The 16,599-nt window shown below is 64.7% G+C and carries 15 protein-coding genes; 8 read left to right on the top strand and 7 right to left on the bottom strand.

The window, feature by feature from the left end; all coding sequences use genetic code 11:
- Positions 1–126: 126 nt before the first annotated feature.
- Positions 127–1,575 (bottom strand): aldehyde dehydrogenase family protein, encoded by a 1,449-nt coding sequence (locus PQR54_RS01325; protein ID WP_408243750.1) that lies wholly within the window; start codon positions 1,573–1,575, stop codon positions 127–129.
- A gap of 188 nt (positions 1,576–1,763) precedes the next feature.
- On the opposite strand from PQR54_RS01325, the gene PQR54_RS01320 reads away from it, so the two are divergent.
- Both PQR54_RS01320 and PQR54_RS01315 read left to right on the top strand, forming a co-directional pair.
- Entirely contained in the window at positions 1,764–2,741 is a 978-nt protein-coding gene (locus PQR54_RS01320; protein WP_116118601.1) for a LysR family transcriptional regulator, read from the top strand.
- A 141-nt stretch (positions 2,742–2,882) separates the two neighbouring features.
- Positions 2,883–3,437: a YaeQ family protein gene (locus PQR54_RS01315; RefSeq protein ID WP_408238963.1), complete on the top strand. Its 555-nt coding sequence runs from the start codon at positions 2,883–2,885 to the stop codon at positions 3,435–3,437.
- 34 nt (positions 3,438–3,471) lie between these two features.
- On the opposite strand, the gene PQR54_RS01310 is transcribed toward PQR54_RS01315, so the two are convergent.
- Entirely contained in the window at positions 3,472–3,897 is a 426-nt protein-coding gene (locus tag PQR54_RS01310; protein WP_408243749.1) for a VOC family protein, read from the bottom strand.
- 396 nt (positions 3,898–4,293) lie between these two features.
- Here PQR54_RS01310 and ada point away from each other — a divergent pair, with 396 nt between their 5' ends.
- From ada to PQR54_RS01290, 4 genes are all read left to right on the top strand, one after another.
- Positions 4,294–5,472, top strand: coding sequence for a bifunctional DNA-binding transcriptional regulator/O6-methylguanine-DNA methyltransferase Ada (gene ada, locus PQR54_RS01305; RefSeq protein ID WP_408243748.1), 1,179 nt, complete (start codon positions 4,294–4,296; stop codon positions 5,470–5,472).
- A complete protein-coding gene (locus PQR54_RS01300; RefSeq protein ID WP_408243747.1) occupies positions 5,469–6,386 on the top strand; it encodes a DNA-3-methyladenine glycosylase family protein in 918 nt (305 codons plus the stop codon). The genes ada and PQR54_RS01300 overlap by 4 nt, the downstream gene beginning before the upstream one ends.
- A gap of 211 nt (positions 6,387–6,597) precedes the next feature.
- Positions 6,598–8,214, top strand: a complete 1,617-nt coding sequence (gene gshA, locus PQR54_RS01295; RefSeq protein ID WP_408243746.1) for a glutamate--cysteine ligase — start codon at positions 6,598–6,600, stop codon at positions 8,212–8,214.
- A gap of 215 nt (positions 8,215–8,429) precedes the next feature.
- Complete coding sequence (locus PQR54_RS01290) at positions 8,430–8,930, top strand: hypothetical protein (RefSeq protein WP_408244236.1); 501 nt, start codon at positions 8,430–8,432, stop codon at positions 8,928–8,930.
- Positions 8,931–9,005: 75 nt separating this feature from the next.
- Here PQR54_RS01290 and PQR54_RS01285 read toward each other — a convergent pair whose 3' ends face one another.
- A complete protein-coding gene (locus tag PQR54_RS01285; protein ID WP_408244235.1) occupies positions 9,006–10,568 on the bottom strand; it encodes a DHA2 family efflux MFS transporter permease subunit in 1,563 nt (520 codons plus the stop codon).
- 135 nt (positions 10,569–10,703) lie between these two features.
- Positions 10,704–11,246, bottom strand: a complete 543-nt coding sequence (locus tag PQR54_RS01280) for a MarR family winged helix-turn-helix transcriptional regulator (protein ID WP_408243745.1) — start codon at positions 11,244–11,246, stop codon at positions 10,704–10,706.
- Between the two features lie 252 nt (positions 11,247–11,498).
- Between PQR54_RS01280 and PQR54_RS01275 the strand changes: the two genes are divergently transcribed.
- Positions 11,499–11,870, top strand: a complete 372-nt coding sequence (locus PQR54_RS01275; RefSeq protein ID WP_408243744.1) for a hypothetical protein — start codon at positions 11,499–11,501, stop codon at positions 11,868–11,870.
- 188 nt (positions 11,871–12,058) lie between these two features.
- Positions 12,059–13,624 (top strand): efflux transporter outer membrane subunit, encoded by a 1,566-nt coding sequence (locus PQR54_RS01270; RefSeq protein WP_408243743.1) that lies wholly within the window; start codon positions 12,059–12,061, stop codon positions 13,622–13,624.
- A 206-nt stretch (positions 13,625–13,830) separates the two neighbouring features.
- On the opposite strand, the gene PQR54_RS01265 is transcribed toward PQR54_RS01270, so the two are convergent.
- Genes PQR54_RS01265 through gspL form a run of 3 tightly spaced genes read right to left on the bottom strand, consistent with a single transcriptional unit; the run spans position 13,831 to position 16,572 of the window.
- Positions 13,831–14,610, bottom strand: a complete 780-nt coding sequence (locus PQR54_RS01265) for a type II secretion system protein N (RefSeq protein WP_408243742.1) — start codon at positions 14,608–14,610, stop codon at positions 13,831–13,833.
- A 34-nt stretch (positions 14,611–14,644) separates the two neighbouring features.
- A complete protein-coding gene (locus PQR54_RS01260) occupies positions 14,645–15,148 on the bottom strand; it encodes a type II secretion system protein M (protein WP_408243741.1) in 504 nt (167 codons plus the stop codon).
- Complete coding sequence (gene gspL / locus PQR54_RS01255) at positions 15,145–16,572, bottom strand: type II secretion system protein GspL (protein WP_408243740.1); 1,428 nt, start codon at positions 16,570–16,572, stop codon at positions 15,145–15,147. The genes PQR54_RS01260 and gspL overlap by 4 nt, the downstream gene beginning before the upstream one ends.
- Positions 16,573–16,599 lie beyond the last annotated feature (27 nt).

Here is a 16,599-nt window from a genome sequence, read left to right as displayed (position 1 = left end):
ATCTGTCTCCTGAAGTTGAAAAAGCTGCGTTGATTTGTTTGATTGCAGCGGGTGATGCACGGCGGCGTCAGCGGGGACGCGGATGAACGTTGGGGTGCGTGGTGAGGTGAAGCGATCGCATGACCATCAGCCCGCCACGTACGCCGTTTTCACAGCGCTCCAGAAGGCCGCGCCCGTTGCGCCATAAGCGGACGCTTTGCGGCCGCCGCCGGGCGCGTGATGCTCGACGGCAGTGGTCGGCAGATTGATCGTGACGAGGCCGCTATGCACATGACGGCGGAAATGCCGCGCGCGATTGAGCGAGCGCGTGCAAATGCCGGCGCACAGACCGTAAGCGGTGTCGTTCGCGAGATGCAGCGCGTGGTCGTAGTCGTCCGCGCGCAGCACGACGGCGATGGGGCCGAAGATTTCCTCCCGCGCGACACGGTGTTCCGATTCGCCGATGAAGAGCGCCGGTTCGAAAAAATAGCCACGTGTCGCGCGTTCCAGCTGCCGGCCGCCGTGCAGCAATTGCGCGCCTTCCTGCTGACCGATGCGCACATAGTCGAGGTTGCGCTCCAACTGCGCGGCGTTGGCCACGGGACCTACATCCGTGCCGTGCTTCAAGGCATGATCGATCGAGAGTCTGGCCAGCTTCGCCTGCAATGCGCCCACGAACGGTTCGAACACCGCGCCTTCGACGATCAGTCGCGCCGCCGCGGTGCTGCGTTGGCCCGTCGAACCATAGGCGCCGCTCAAGGCGGCATCGACGGCGCCTTCAAGATCGGCGTCGGCCAATACGACGAAGGGATTCTTGCCGCCCATCTCAAGTTGCACGCGTGCCTGCCGCGCGACGGCGGCTTGCAGCACGCGCGTGCCGGTTTCCGCCGAACCGGTGAAGCTGATTGCGGCAGTCAGCGGATGCGCGGCAATCCGTGCGCCGACCTGACGGCCGCTGCCCATCACGAGGTTGAACACGCCCGCTGGCAAACCGGCGCGGCTGATGATCGAGGCCAGCGCCGCCGCGCAAGCCGGTGTCGATTCGGCCGGCTTGAAGACGACGCAATTGCCATGGGCGAGCGCGGCGCCGATCTTGGCCGCGGCAATCGCCAGCGGCGCGCTCCATGGCGCGATGATGCCGACCACGCCGACCGGCTCGCGCGTCACGTCGATCTCGACGCCGGCACGCGCCGACGCGACCGGCTCGGTGAATACGCGCAAGGCTTCGGCCGCGCACAGTTTGAAGATCTGCCCGGCACGCGTCGCCTCACTTAAAGCGTCGGGCAGCGTCTTGCCGACTTCACGCGCCAGCAGCCGGCCGAGTTCGTCGCGGCGCGCGAGCATCTCGCTGCCCACGGCGTCGAGCGCGTCCGCGCGACGCTGCGCCGAACCCAACGACCATTCGCGGAAGGCCGCGTGCGCCGCTTCGACGGCCATATCGGTTTGCCGCACGTCGGCTCGTACATATTCGCCGACCAAATCGTCGAGGTCCGACGGATTGAGCGAGACGCCCGTGGTCGCGCCCGTCTCCCATCCGCCATTGATGTAGTGGCGGAACGGACTTGCAACGAGTGGGACGAGCGGATCGCGGTTCATCGACGGAAAGGCGCCACGTAAGGAAGCTCAGAAAGTCCACGAATGGTATGAGTCGCCCCAATAACTTTCCAATCCCTTTTTAGGCTATCCCGATATCAATTCCGGTATGGCATGATGGAGCCTTGCCTTGGCAGAGTTCGCGGCTCGTGACTTTGGGCCGCCTCATAGAAACCGGTCGGAGACAGGCCATGACGCGTAGCTACTCAAACTGGTTCGTGCGGGCGCGGCTCAAGACGCGGCAGTTGCTATTGCTCGCCGCAATGGAAGAGGAAGGCAACGTCCGGCGTGCCGCCGACGTGCTCGGCATGACCCAACCCGCCGCGTCGCGCTTGCTCAAAGAACTCGAGGACATGCTGGAAGTGAGCCTGTTCGACCGCACGCCGCACGGCATGCATGCCACGTTGTACGGCGAGGTCATGATCCGTCATGCGCGCATGGTGCTGTCGAATCTGAGTCATGCGCACGACGAAATTTCGGCGTTGCGTGCGGGGCTGGCGGGGCAAGTGCGGATCGGCGTGATCGCGGCGGCCGCGGCAACCATGGTGCCGCGAGCGATCGCCAGCGTGAAGGAGCGCTATCCGCAACTGCAAATCTGGGCAGAGGTCGAAACTTCGGATGTGATGCTGCCGCGGCTGGCGGAAGGCGAACTGGACATCATGATCGGCCGCGTATTGGAGCGGCAGAATCAATTCAAGACCGAAGTCCGCTACGAACCGCTCGCCGACGAACCGCTTTGTGTGGTGGCGCGTCCCGGCCATCATCTCGAAAATGAAACAGGTTTGACACTGCGTGGAATCGTCAACGCCAGCTGGGTTTTACATCCTCCGGGCAGCGTTTTGCGTCATCGCTTCGATCTGATGTTTTCGCAAATCGGCTTGAATCCGCCGCAAAACGTGGTCAATACCAACAATTTTCTGGCGATTTCGAGCCTGCTGCTCCAAAGCGACATGTTGGCGGTTTTACCGGACGAAGTGGCGCGTCAGTACCAACAGTATGGCGTTCTGAAGCGGATACCGATCGATTTACCGTGCAGGATGGATACATTCGGTATCATCACGCGCCAGTCGCACCTGCTTTCTCCGGCGGCCTCCGTGGTGCTCGAAGCCTTGCGGGAAGCCGCTGGCGAGGTCTACGGCACGGCTTTCGAACCGACAGTGGCGCGATAAATGCTTCTCCCGTGGTATGACAGCCGGCTGGCGGCGCGGGAGGGACAAAAGATGTACAACAAACACGGAAAACGGCAACGCGCCGTCGACGATTCTTTTTCAGTTCGCTCCGGTGGAGCGAGCGCCTGGTTTAGCAACGGCATGGCTCTCAAATCGACGATTTACAAGGCGGAACTGCAGATCGCCAACATGGACCGGCACTACTACGCCGACCATTCGCTGACGATCGCCCGCCATCCCTCGGAAACCGACGAACGGATGATGGTCCGCGTCGCCGCGTTCGCGCTGTTCGCGCAGGAACGGCTTGAATTCTGCAAAGGTTTGTCGGATGTGGACGAGCCGGACCTTTGGCAAAAGGATCTGACCGGCGCGATCGAAACCTGGATCGAAGTCGGCCAGCCGGATGAACGGCGCATCGCCAAGGCAAGCGGCCGCTCGAACGAAGTGATCGTGATCGCCTACGGCGGCCGCGCGTCGGACATCTGGTGGCAGGGCGTGCGCAACAAGGTGGAACGCATGCGCAACGTGACGGTATGGACGCTCGGTGAAGATGTCGCCACGGCCCTCGGCTCGCTGGCCGAACGAACCATGCGGCTGCAATGCACCGTGCAGGACGGCGAAGCATGGCTTGGCAGCGCCGAAGCCGACGCGGTGAAAATCGAATGGACGGTGTTGAAGGCGCCCGCCAACGCCTGACGCTTTCTTCAATGGCTTAAGGCTTAGAACGGGCTTAGAGCGACGTGACGCGCGCCGCTTCCGGCGGCCCCTTGAGTTCGACCATGTTGCCTTCCGGGTCGAACAGATACAGCGACTGTCCATAACCGTCCGCGCCATAGCGCTGCCCCAGTTCGCCCAGCCGCGCGCCGTGTTCGACCAGATGCGTCTTGAGCGCTTCGGCGTCGAACGGATCGATGCGCAAACACACGTGATCCATATTCCGCCCGGTGCCCGGCACCCCGTTTTCAGCGTGGTCAAGTTTGGCGCCCACCTGCAACAGATCGATCAGCGAGCGCCCCGCGCGCAACTGTGTCAGACCCAGATCGCGCTGTTCCTTCTCGACACTGCAACCGAGCACGTCGCAATAGAAACGCGCCATGACCTCGACGTTGGTCGCCCGAATGACAACGTGATCGATCTCGCGAATGTGGATTTTCATGTGGACCGCCCCTTGGCTGGCTCGCAGAACGCGTGAATTGCCAGTGTAGAAGAAGAAGCGGCGCTGCTGCGAATGCAGGCCGTGAGACCCGCCCTGAGGGCCGGATCCAGACCGTATGGACGAAAAAAAGCCCGCTCTATGTGGAGCGGGCTGAATCCATATCAGGAGGAGACATGGAGGAGACAAGTACTAATATACACATCGGCCTGGTGCGACGCAATAACTTTTTAAGGGAAAACCCGATATCGTGCCAAATTGTCGCAGTTTTCGCTAAACGGACGCCTGGCGGGGCTTCGGGTCTACGAAGAAGCGCAATGACAGAGCAAGAACCGGAGCGTAGTGTGTCGGCATGCGGCCTACATTGGTGAGCATCGACACCGTCTCTTCGGGACCATCATGAACCGCAAATCTACCGATACCGCCTCCAGCGCCACTCACTGGACTTCCGACGACGCGCGCTGGGAAGCCGTCGCGCACCGCGAATCGCAAGCCGACGGCGCGTTCTTCTACGCCGTCAAAACGACCGGCGTGTTTTGCCGTCCGTCGTGCGCCTCGCGCCTGCCGCGCCGTGAGAACGTCGCTTTCTTCACCGATGCCGCCGCCGCACGTGCCGCGGGCTTTCGCGATTGCAAGCGCTGCCAGCCCGGCGGCCTGCCGCGCGAGCTGGAAATCGTGAATCGGGCGTGCGCCGCGCTGGACGCCGACCCGCAAGAGCGCCTCACGCTCGCGCAATTGAGCGACGCCGTGCACGTCAGCCCGTTCCATCTGCAGCGTCTTTTCAAGCGGGTGGTGGGCGTGTCGCCGCGTCAATATCAGGCGGCGCAGCGGGGCGCCGCCTTGCGCGACGCGCTCCAGAGCGGCTCAGACGTCACGCGCGCCACGCTCGACGCGGGCTTCGGCTCGCCGTCGCGGATGTACGACAGCGCGTCGGCCGAACTGGGCATGGCGCCGTCCGCATATCGCCGCAAGGGCGCCGGACTCACCGTTCGCTATGCCAGCGCGCCGACCTCGCTCGGTCATGTACTGGTCGCGGCGACGGATAAGGGCATCTGCAAAATCGGTTTCGGCGACGACAAAGCCACGCTCGCCGACGAGCTGCGCGGCGAGTTCGCCAACGCCAGCGTGTTGGAAGATACCGAACACCTGGCGCCGTTCATCGCGCAGATCGACGCCTATTTGCGCGGCACCCGTCAGGACTTCGATCTGCCGCTGGATATCGCCTCGACGGCGTTCCGGCAGCGTGTGTGGGACGCGTTGCGGCGCATCCCTTACGGTGAGACGCGCAGCTATTCGCAGATCGCCGAAACGGTCGGCGCGCCTCGCGCCGTACGCGCGGTGGCCAGCGCGTGCGCGACGAACCCGGTTGCGCTGGCGATTCCTTGTCATCGCGTGGTGGCCAAGGGCGGGGCGTTGGCGGGGTATCGCTGGGGTTTGCCACGCAAGGCCGTGCTGCTGGACAACGAGGCGCGGCACGCCGGCGACTTTTCGCACGGCCAGACCGAGCGCAACCAGCGCGTCCATGCAGACTCTGAGATCGACATCGAAACCACCACCAAACTGGACCACGCCGCGTGAGCACGCTTGACGAAGTCGCTATCCTTGAATTGCCGTTCAAACCACCCTTCGACTGGCCGCGCCTGCTGCGTTTCTTCGGCGGACGCGCGACGCCCGGCGTCGAAGCGGTGGAAGACGGCGCGTACCGTCGCGCGATCGCCTGGGCCGGCGACAGCGGCACGCTGAGCGTGCGTCTGCATCCGCGCAAGCGTTGCCTTGTCGCGAGCATGGAAGGGCCGGTGAGCCGTCACGCCGACGCGCTCGCCGCGCCGATTGCAAAGATGTTCGACCTGCACGCCGATCCGAAAAAGATCGGCGCCGAGCTCGCCGCTGACCCGTGGCTAGCGCCGCTGGTCGAAGCCGTGCCCGGCTTGCGCGTACCGGGCGCGTGGTCGGGCTTCGAGCTGGTGGTGCGCGCGATCGTCGGGCAGCAGGTCAGCGTGAAGGCGGCGACCACCATCGTCGGCAGACTGGTGCAGCGCGCCGGCGAGCGCATCGAGGGGCATCCGCATGAGAACACCGCCTGGCGCTTTCCGACGCCCGCCGCGCTGGCCGCCGTGGATCTTGCGCAAATCGGCATGCCGGGTAAACGTGTAGCGGCGTTGCAGGGTTTCGCGCACGCGGTCGCCACCGGTGATGTGCCGCTCGACAGCAACACGGCCGACGCCGACAGTCTGCGCGCCGCGCTGCTCGCGCTGCCAGGCATCGGCCCATGGACCGTCGAGTACGTGGCCATGCGCGCATGGCGCGATGCCGACGCGTGGCCCGCATGGGACCTCGTGCTGATGCAGTCGATCTGCGCGCGCGATCCGTCGCTCGTGCGGCCCACGCAGCAGCGCGCCCGCACCGACACATGGCGGCCGTGGCGTGCGTACGCGGCGATGCATCTGTGGAATGAAGTAGCGGACCGCGCGGGCGCCGCGCGTGGCGGATAGAGTGACGTGGCACAGACCCGACGGACTGGCGTGCAAAGCAGCGAAATTGGCCCGAAAAAGTAGTGGCCCAGCATGCTCCGACGACCCGCCGAAGCGGCCTCAAGCAGCCGTTCTGGCGAGATGTTAAAGTGCCCGCTACCGAAAATTCCGCCGAACGTTGTCAACCGCAGTGCTGCGGCACATGGCGGCCGACAACGCCCGACTCGCATCAATGCCAAACACGACACCTTCCCGCACGACCGACGCGTTCTCGCACCGCCTGTCCGTGCTGACCTCAGGCCCGCAGCGCGACGCGCTGATCAGCGGCCTGCGCGGCATCGAAAAGGAAAGCCTGCGCGTGACGCACGAGGGCAAGCTCGCCTTGACGCCGCATCCGCGCGCGCTCGGTTCGGCGCTTACGCATCCGTCGCTCACTACAGATTATTCCGAGGCGCTGCTCGAACTGATCACGCCGGCTGAGCACGACGTGGCGCTCACGCTCGAGAAGCTCGACACGCTGCACCGTTTTGTCTACGCGCAACTCGGCGACGAGATCCTGTGGAACAACTCCATGCCGGGTCTGCTGCCTGAAACGGACGACGGCATCCCGATCGCAAACTATGGCAGCTCGAACATCGGCAAGCTGAAGTACGTGTACCGCATCGGCCTCGCGCTCCGTTACGGCCGCACGATGCAGTGCATTGCGGGCATCCACTACAACTATTCGCTGAACGAAGAAGTGTGGCGGCGGCTGCATGCGGACCAGCAATCCACCGCGAACGCAGTCGATTTCCAGTCCGACCGCTATCTCGCGCTGATCCGCAACTTCCGCCGCACCAACTGGCTGTTGATGTATCTGTTCGGCGCATCGCCGGCGCTGGATCGGCGTTTTCTCCGCGATCGCAAACACACGCTCGACTCGTTCGACGCCGACACGCTCTATCGTCCGTACGCAACCAGTTTGCGCATGAGCGACCTCGGCTATTCGAACACCACGGCGCAAGCCGAGTTGCACGCCGATTACGACACGCTGCCGGGCTACCTCGACGCGCTCGCGAAAGCCGTGAGCCAGCCGTATCCCGCGTACGAGGCAATCGGCACGCAACGCGACGGCGAGTGGGTGCAGATCAACACCAACGTGCTGCAGATCGAAAACGAGTTCTACTCGACGATCCGTCCGAAGCGCATTACGCATCCGGGCGAGCGTCCGCTGCACGCACTGGCCGCGCGCGGCGTGCAATACGTGGAAGTGCGTTGCATGGACATCGACCCGTTCGAGCCGACCGGCATTTCGCTCGAGACGTCGCGCTTTCTCGACGCTTACCTACTGGTCTGCGCGCTCGACGAGAGCGCGCTGTTGCCGCCTGATGCTTATGCCGAAGCCAACCAGAATTTCGGCCGCGTGACGATGGAAGGGCGCAAGCCGGGCCTCGAACTGACCCGCGACGGCCAACCGGTTGCGATGACGGACTGGGCGAACGAACTGCTCATCAAGATCGACGCGGCCGCGGTTGCGCTCGACACTCTGCACGGCGGCGATGCGCATGCACGCGCCGTCGCGGTTCAGCGCGCGAAGCTGGCGGATGCATCGCTGACGCCGTCGGCGCGCGTGCTGCAGACCATGCGCGAGAAGCAGCAGAGCTTCCTCGCATTCGGTCTTGAACAAAGCGAAGCGCACGCCGCGTATTTCCGCGCTCGTCCGCTGGATGCACAGCAGACCCAGGCTTTCACCGATCTCGCCGCGCAATCGCTTGCCGAGCAAGCCAAACTCGAACAGGAAGAAGTCGGTTCGTTCGACGCGTTCGTCGCTGCATATCGGGCGTACACGCTGAACCGGTTCAGTGTCTGAATCACGCTTCAGTTGACGTGACGAAAGAGCGGCCGACGTGGCCGCTTTTTTATTCCACGCCACGCCGGTAACGTCTACGCAATGCGCGGTGCGTTTCAAACGCCATCGGCAAATACTCCGCGCCTTCTAACGATTCGCTGATCCAGATGAAACACCGTACCCGCGTCGTAGTCCAAACTGACATGACGCGCACCACAGAGGGAGGATTCAACGTGATGAAGAAAAGTCTGTTGGCCATGCTGTGCGTAGCGGCGGCGGGATGTTCTACGCAAGGGCAGGTCGATCCGGACGTCATGCAGATCGCGACCACACCGTTGACGTGTTCGAACAAAACGGAATGCGATGTCTGGTGGCAACGCGCGCAAGCGTGGGTGGCGAGCCATTCGACGTACAAGATCGATGCCTCGACCGACACGTTGATCCAGACCGCCGGCCCCGATGGCGGCAAGCGCGCGTTGGCGTATCAGATTACGCGCGCCGCGAATCCGGACGGCACGGCAACGATCGGCTTCGCCGCGCATTGCGACGGCTCGATGGGCTGCAAGCCGAACCCATGGGAAGCCGGCGCCGACTTCAAACAATACGTGCGAGGCTCTGCGGCCGGCGCGCCGCAGAGCGGCGCTAAACCTCCGCAAGCCGCGCCGACGATGCCGCATCCGGATGCCATGCAAGGTCAATCGATCCCGGCGGCGAATGGCGAAGCCGTCACGCAATAAAGGCTGAAGACGCGCGCGAAGATTCGAAGGAAAAATATTGTTTCGGCGCGCGTCTGCTCAAGGCATCGTTAAACTTCAATGCCCCATTGAAGGGCCCACGCCCTTGCGTGGCTTGGTAATCCACACCAGCGCCGCGAGTACAAGAAACGCCGCGCATGAAATGCGGAAGAAATCGTTGGTGGCCATCATATAAGCCTGTGCCGTCACCACCTGATTCAACTGCGCGGTGATGCCGTCGCCGGAGAGCCCGATACCGGCCAGCGCATTGGTATAAGCATTGGTGTTCGCGGCGTAGACGTTGACCGAGTCGGTCAGCATCGCGTGATGGCGGATCGTGTCGTTCTCCCAGTACGTCGTACTGATTGCCGTGCCGATTGCGCCCGACAGCGTCCGGAAGAAATTCGACAGACCAGATGCACTTGCCAATCGCTCATCCGGCACGCTGGAGAGCGTAATCGTGGTCATCGGCACGAAGAAGCAGGCGACGCCGATGCCTTGCACGAGCCGTGGCCAGATCACGTGATTGAACGGCACGTCGAGCGTGAACGTGGAGTTCCAGAACGAGACGAACGCGAACACGATGAACGCAAAACTCGCCACCACGCGCAGATTCAGCCGGTGCATGTTCTTGCCGATCATCGGCGACAAAAACAGCGCGAGCAGACCGACCGGCGCGGTCGCCAGACCAGCCAGCCCGGCCGTGTAACCCATCACCGTTTGCAGCCAGAGCGGGAAAATCACCACCGAGCCGAAGAAGGCCATAAAGCCGAACGACACGATCACCACGCCGAGCGCGAAGTTGCGATCCTTGAATAGCGAAAGATCGACTACCGGCTCTTTCTCCGTCATCTCCCACACCAGCATGAAGGCGATCGAGATCACCGCGATCACCGCCAGCGTCACGATAAACGTCGAGTTGAACCAGTCGCGGTCCTTGCCGAGGTCGAGCACCATCTGCAGGCAAGACACGCCGATCACGAGCAGCGTGAGGCCGACCGCGTCGATGCGCTGTTTCGTAGTCTTCGTCTCACGGCCGCGCAGCAGCAGGAACGCGCATACCGCCGAAAACAGACCGATCGGCACGTTGATGTAGAAGATCCACGGCCACGTGTAGTTGTCGGTGATGTAGCCGCCCATCACGGGCCCGAAGATGGGCGCGCAAATCACCGTCATCGCCCATAGACCCAACGCGAGTCCGCGCTTTTCCGGCGGATACGAGCGCATCAGAATGGTCTGCGAAAGCGGCACCATCGGCCCGGAAACGAGCCCCTGCAACAGCCGGAACGCAATCAGCGACTCGAAGTTCTGCGCGAAGCCGCACAGCGCCGAAGCGATCGTGAAGAGCAAGACGGACAGCGTAAACAGCTTCACTTCGCCGACCCGCCGTGCGAGCCAGCCTGTCAGCGGCACGGCGATCGCCGAGGCGACCGAATACGACGAGATCACCCAGGTGCCCTGGCTGGTCGCTACACCGAGGCTGCCGGAAATGGTCGGCACCGCGACATTCGCAATCGACGTGTCGAGCACTTCCATGAACGTGCCGAGTGCGAGCCCGACCGTGAGCAAAGCCAAGGCGCCGCCCTTGAGCGGGGCGGGTTCGGCGGCGGGTAGGGCGGCGGCGGAAGCCGTGGCGTTCATCATTCTTCTCCTCAGCTGGAAAGCTTGTCGCGGCAGCTTTATCTGCAACTCTCGGTGGTGCGCTTACATGCCGCATCACTCTCTGCCCAGACAGACATCTTTGGACGACGACGCTCTCGGAAAAACGCGTCTAAGTTAGTGTTCGCCGTGTTCCCGCGGCGATGCTTCGGGTGATTCGTCCAGCGCTTCCTGCTGCGGCCCCAAGCCGCATCCCGCGCTTGCTCCCGCGTCGATGCCGTTCGCAATGAAACGGCCGAGCAGGTCGATCAACGTGGCGTGGTCGGCGGCTGAAAACCCACGCAGCTGTTCGTTCAGCACCGTGGCGCCCAGACCAGGCAATTGCCGTGCGGCTTCGTGGCCCTGCGGCGTCAACTCCAGCTTCACCATCCGCCGATCGGTCTCGCTGCGCGAACGCACGATAAAACCTTTCTTTTCGAGGCGATCGAGCAGACGCGTCATCGATCCGCTGTCATACGACATGGCGCGCGACAGCTCGAACGGCGTGCTCGCGCGCCCCGACGACAACATCAGGATCACGCCGATCTGTTGCGTGGTCAGTCCCAATGGCTTGACCGCACGATCCGTCCGCTCGACCAGCACGTTTCGAGCTTTCGTCAGGTAGTAGCCGAGACTCGATTCGAGGTGAATCTCGTCCGCCTTGTAGGGGCCGTCAGTCATCGTGTATCCGGGAACGTCTCAAGCAGAACGGATTTTAGCTGCCTAAGCAGACAAGTCAAATCTGGTTTCGCGTAGTGCGAACGACAGGAAAACAACACGGCTGACGTTCGCGGGTGGAAGTATCTTGAAATTTAATTGCATAGTCAATATTATTATAGGCAACGAGTTACGCGCGACCCGCGCCACCCGAGACCATGTTCTGACCGATTGTCTGCACGCCGCGGCCGCGACGCGCGAAAAAGGATTTCCCCGATGCTGTACCTCAAAAACACGCTTGGCGGCCTGAGCCGCTCCCTGACCGATTCCGCACTCAGCACCTTTCAAGGGCCGCACCGCTGGTGGAAACTCGCGTTGTTCGCCGTGCTGTTCGTGTTGCCTGGCGGATCGGTCGGCGTGGCGGTGCTGGCGTGGTTCGAGCATCGGCGGGGACAGAAGGGCGCCAGGACGGCGAAAATCCAGTTGGTAGCGGCGGCCATGCCTGCGGTGAACGCCGCTGTCGTTCCTGCCAGCGCGGACAAGCAAGTAGGTCCCGTCGGCGCCTGTCAGGCGCGCGGCGATGCGCCGTGCCGGGCCGCCGCCGGTAAGCTGGCCCGCCAGGCCAAGTCGACGGAATCGCGGGTTTAACGCGTCGCCGGTAACAGCGCGTAACCTTCGCGACACCCTCCGTAACACACCTGCCTCCTTCCTCGCATTACCCTTTCAGTTTCCCGCGCCCAGCGGGCTCATACGCTAACATTCCGGCAGACCAAGATCTCGCCAGGCCGGCGGTGCCGCCATTGGCCGCGCCGCGGCGTCCAGAAGGAATTCATTGCATGCAGTCTGATCGAATCTCGCGCGCGCGGATGCTTGCGCCTCGCGCCCTGACTATTGCCGTGGCTGCAGCCCTCGCCGGCCTGCTGGCGGCTTGCGCGGTCGGCCCCGACTACAAGCGGCCTGCCGCCGAGATCCCGGCGTCGTACAAGGAAGCCGCGCCCGGCTGGAAAGTCGCTCAACCGGCCGATCAGCAGGATCGCGGCGACTGGTGGAGCATCTACGAAGACCCTCAGCTCAACGCGCTCGAGGAGCGCCTGAACACCGCCAACCAGACGGTCGCCCAATTCGCGGCCGCGTACCGGCAGGCGCGCGCGCTGGTCGGCGAAGCGCGGGCGGCGTATTTCCCGACTATCGGCGCGTCGGCGGGTGCAACGCGGTCCGGCAACGGCACGTCCTCCGGCGGCAACTCGACCACGGCGACGAGCCGTTCCGGCATCAGCAACAGTTTCAACGTGCAGCTCGACGCAAGCTGGGAGCCGGACTTGTGGGGCTCGGTCACCCGCTCGGTGAACGCGCAGAAAGCCGGCCAGCAAAGCGCCGCGGCGGACCTCGCCAACGCGCGGCTGTCGGCTCAGGCCACGCTCGCCCAGACCTACTTCTCGCTGCGTGCGCTCGATTCGACCCAAAAGCTGCTCGACGACACCGTCGCGGCCTACCAGCGCTCGCTGCAACTCACGCAGAACCAGTATGCGGCCGGCGTTGCCGCGCGCTCCGACGTGATCCAGGCGCAGACGCAATTGCAATCGGCGCAGGCGTCCGCGATCGACAACGGCGTTCAGCGCGCCCAGGACGAGCACGCGATCGCCGTCCTGGTCGGCGAACCGGCCTCGACCTTCTCGATTCCGCCGATGCCGCTCACCGCCACGCCGCCCACCGTGCCGGCGCAGATGCCGTCCGCGCTGCTCGAGCGGCGTCCGGATATCGCCTCGGCGGAGCGCAAAGCCGCGGCGGCGAACGAACAGATCGGCGTCGCCATCGCCGCGTTCTTCCCGTCGCTGACGCTGTCGGCTTCCGGCGGCTTCGAAAATTCGGTGTTCTCACAGTTGCTGACCGCGCCGTCGCGCTTCTGGACGCTTGGACCGCAACTCGCTGCGACGCTGTTCGACGCCGGCCTGCGCCAGGCTCAGACCGACGCCGCGCGCGCGGCCTACGACGGCGACGTCGCGACCTACCGTCAAACGGTGCTGGCTGCGTTCCAGGATGTCGAGGACAACCTCGCGTCGCAGCGCATCCTCGCGCAGGAAATCGTCGTGCAGCAGCAGGCGGTGGATTCGGCGCGCCAGGCGCTCGCCATCGTCACGAACGAGTACAAGGCCGGCACGGTCGGCTTCGTCAACGTGCTGACGGCGCAGACCACGGCTTTCACGGCCGAGCAGAAGCTGGAGAACATCGCCGGGCAGCGGATGGTGTCGTCGGTGGGACTGGTGAAGGCGCTGGGCGGCGGCTGGGACGCCTCGCAGATGAATCGCGAAACCGGCGATGTGGCAGCGCCGGCGCCGGCGTCATCGGCTGCGCCTGTCGCGCAAAGCATGGCGACGCCGCCGTCACGGACGCAAGCCGAGTAGAAGGCGCTGGCCGTCCAGGCAAAACAAAGAGGCATGGCCGCATTCCACGGTCATGCCTCTTTTTTATTCCGTGGACGCTCGGCACCACGACAGATTCAGCAGCGCCGCGAGGTTGTGGCGCTCTTACACGGTAGCGCTGGCCGCCTCATGCAACGAGGCAATGCCCCGTCTGAACCAACCTGCCCCGTACCGCCAGACCGCGCGCCTCAGTGCACGAACGTCAACGCCACCGTGTCCGGCCCGCTTGGCCGCCCTAACAGGTTCAGCAATCCTGCGAGGTTATCGCGGGCCTCCGGCGCGGCGCTGGCCGTCCCATGAAACGATGTCGACGCCGCCGACACCGTGCCATTGCCGGTCAGCATCAACGGGCCCTTGGTGGTGGTCAGGTCGAGCGTGGACGACTCGCCCTGCGCCTGAAACACCACCCGGTACGAGCCAAGCGGCTTGACCAGCGAGACGCGCGAACTGACGTCGGTCAGCGTGATGGTCAGTTGCCCGAACGCCTCCCGATTGAAGCTGCGCCAGTCCGACCAGGACAGTTGCACATTGCCCTGCAGATCGAGCGTGTTAAAGGGCGCGCCAAGACCGCTCAGCAGCGAAGCCGGCACGGCGATCGCGCCAGACGTGACGGTCGCGGCCCGCGGCGTGGCGTCGACGGTGATCGGCTCCGGCATCGCTTCGCTGTGCCGCATGATCATGCGCACGCGACCAGTAAACAGCGGCCAGAACGCCGTGTGCCATTCGATCCGGCCAGGCAGCAGCGTCGCCGCGCTCATGTCGGAGCCGGCGGCCAGCATCAGCGTGGCCGAGCCGTGCCACAGCGAACCGGCCGGATTGACGAGATTGACGTGGCCACCCGTCTGTTTGGCGAACTGCGGGGTGATCCAGGCGGCCGGCAGCATCGTCAGCATCACGGCCGCGGCGGACAGCACCGCCACCACCAGCCAGGGCAGCGCGACGCGCAAGCGCCGCATCCAGTAATTCATGCGAGTTCCTGTGACGGCGAGGTCGCGGTAATTGTCATTTCGCGGTGGACGGCTGCAACGACGCCGTCAGGTCCACCTGGCCGTCTTCCTTGAGCGCCGTGGCGTGCGCCTCCGAGACTTGCACCTTGAACTGCTTGCGCGCGTCGTCGACCCACGCGGTCCACGCCGGGAACGACGCGTTCTTCAACTGGATCTGGACCGCGTTGCCGATCACCTGGACCTGCGCCGCCGCGAGGCCGTGATCGCTGAGCGAAGCGGTAAGAGCGTCCTTCAGCGCGGCGCCGGTCGGCGCGACGCCTTGAGCCGCCGCCGATAGTTGGCGCGCTTCGTTCGCCTGCGCGGTCATCTGCGCCAGTTGCCGCTGCATGGCGGGCAGCGATTCACGCAGATGCGAGCGGCCTTCCTGCGCCGGCGCCCACAGCACCGACCACGCGATCACGACGGCGAGCACTCCGCCGCCCCACGTCAGCAGGGCTTTTTCGCGCTCGGTGCGCTGCTCCCAGAATCCGGCCCAGGTTTGAGCGAGTTCAGCTTTCATTGTCCGTTCCTGATGGTCCATTTGCCGGTATTGCTGTCGATCGCGCCGCTCAGGCCGTTACGCGCCAGGCGCTTGGCGAAATTGGGATCGAGCTTGACCTCCGGCTTGAAGTTCACGTCGAGCCGCCGGTCGTGATAGTCGAGCGCGGCAATGCCGTTGACCGGCACCGGCGGCAGCGAGCGCGCGAGGCCGTCGGCGAGCGGCAGAAAGTCATCCGGCGACAGCTCACCCGCCGCGACACGCAACTGCTGCAACTGGCGCGACATCTGGTCAGGCGCGTCGAGCACGACGGTCGTTTTGGGGAAGGTGTTGAGCAGCAGTTCGGTCATCTGCTGGTTGATCGCGTCGCGTTGGCGCGCGAGCATCAGCCACTGCACGTTTGCGCCGATGATCGCCACCAGCAGCGCGCCGACCGCGAGCAGCACCGGCAGCCGCAGACGCCGCAGCGTCGCGCGGTCGAGCCGCCACGGTTGCGAGGCGAACTCGAACTGGCACAGGTCGAAGCGGCACTCCAGCGCGCGCCGCGCGAGCTGTTCGAACGGCAGCGGACTGGCGCCGTGGATGTATGCAGCCAGCCGCGCCGGGCTATTCGGCGCGAGACTCGGCTCGTTGCCGGGCACTTCAGTGAGCATGTGCAGAGAGACCGGCGCCGCCCCGGCGAGCGCGCCGAGCGTCGCGTTCACGGCGCTGGCCGGCACTGCCAGCCCTTCGCCTTGCACTCCGCGTGCGATTGCCAGTTCGACGCGCGGCACGCCACGGTCGCCTGCGCTGTTGGCCACGCCTTCGAGCAGCAGCGCGGGCGCGGTCTGCACCACAGCGCCGAGCACCGCGGCCACCATCGGCACCGCAGCCGCGACGCCGGGCGCCAGCACCGGCGTGACGCCCGGCAGCGACGTCGCCACGCCGGCCGCGCCCGCCATAGCCGGCTCACCGGCATTCACCGTTTCCGCGACTTCGGCAGGCACGTCGGCATCGAGCGCGGCCGCCTGCGGCAGGCAGCGCGTGACCGGCACCGCGCGCAAGCTGCGATGGCCGGCGTTGGTGAACGATTCGCAGATATAGCGGAACCAGCCGCGGTCGATGATCGCCAGCAACTGCCGGCCGCCCGCGAGCGGTTTCGGGTCGACGGCGATGTGGCAAGTCTGCGGGTCCTGGATCAGTTGATCCTCGACGATATTGGGCAGCGCCTGACGCAGCCGCGGGCCGCGCAGCGGCGGCAGTGTGGCGGGCATCATCAGCAGGTCGCGCGCGGCGACCATCAGCACCGTGGTGGAGGCGCGCGGCAGCAGCGCGAGCGCCGACCGGCCGGTGCGCTGGGCGCGGCCCGACTTGTCGAGCAGCACGAACGGCAGCTCCGGCAGTTGCCATTCCTGCGATGGCACCGCCGGATCACGCGGCGGCAATAGAACGATCAGCGTGCTCAAAGGCCACTCTCTCTGGGAAAGGCGTTA

It is taken from the genome of Paraburkholderia phytofirmans, assembly GCF_046028095.1.
Lineage (GTDB): Bacteria > Pseudomonadota > Gammaproteobacteria > Burkholderiales > Burkholderiaceae > Paraburkholderia > Paraburkholderia phytofirmans_A.
The sequence above is the reverse complement of the archived record's forward strand: the minus strand, read 5'-3'. Positions and strand labels throughout refer to the sequence as shown.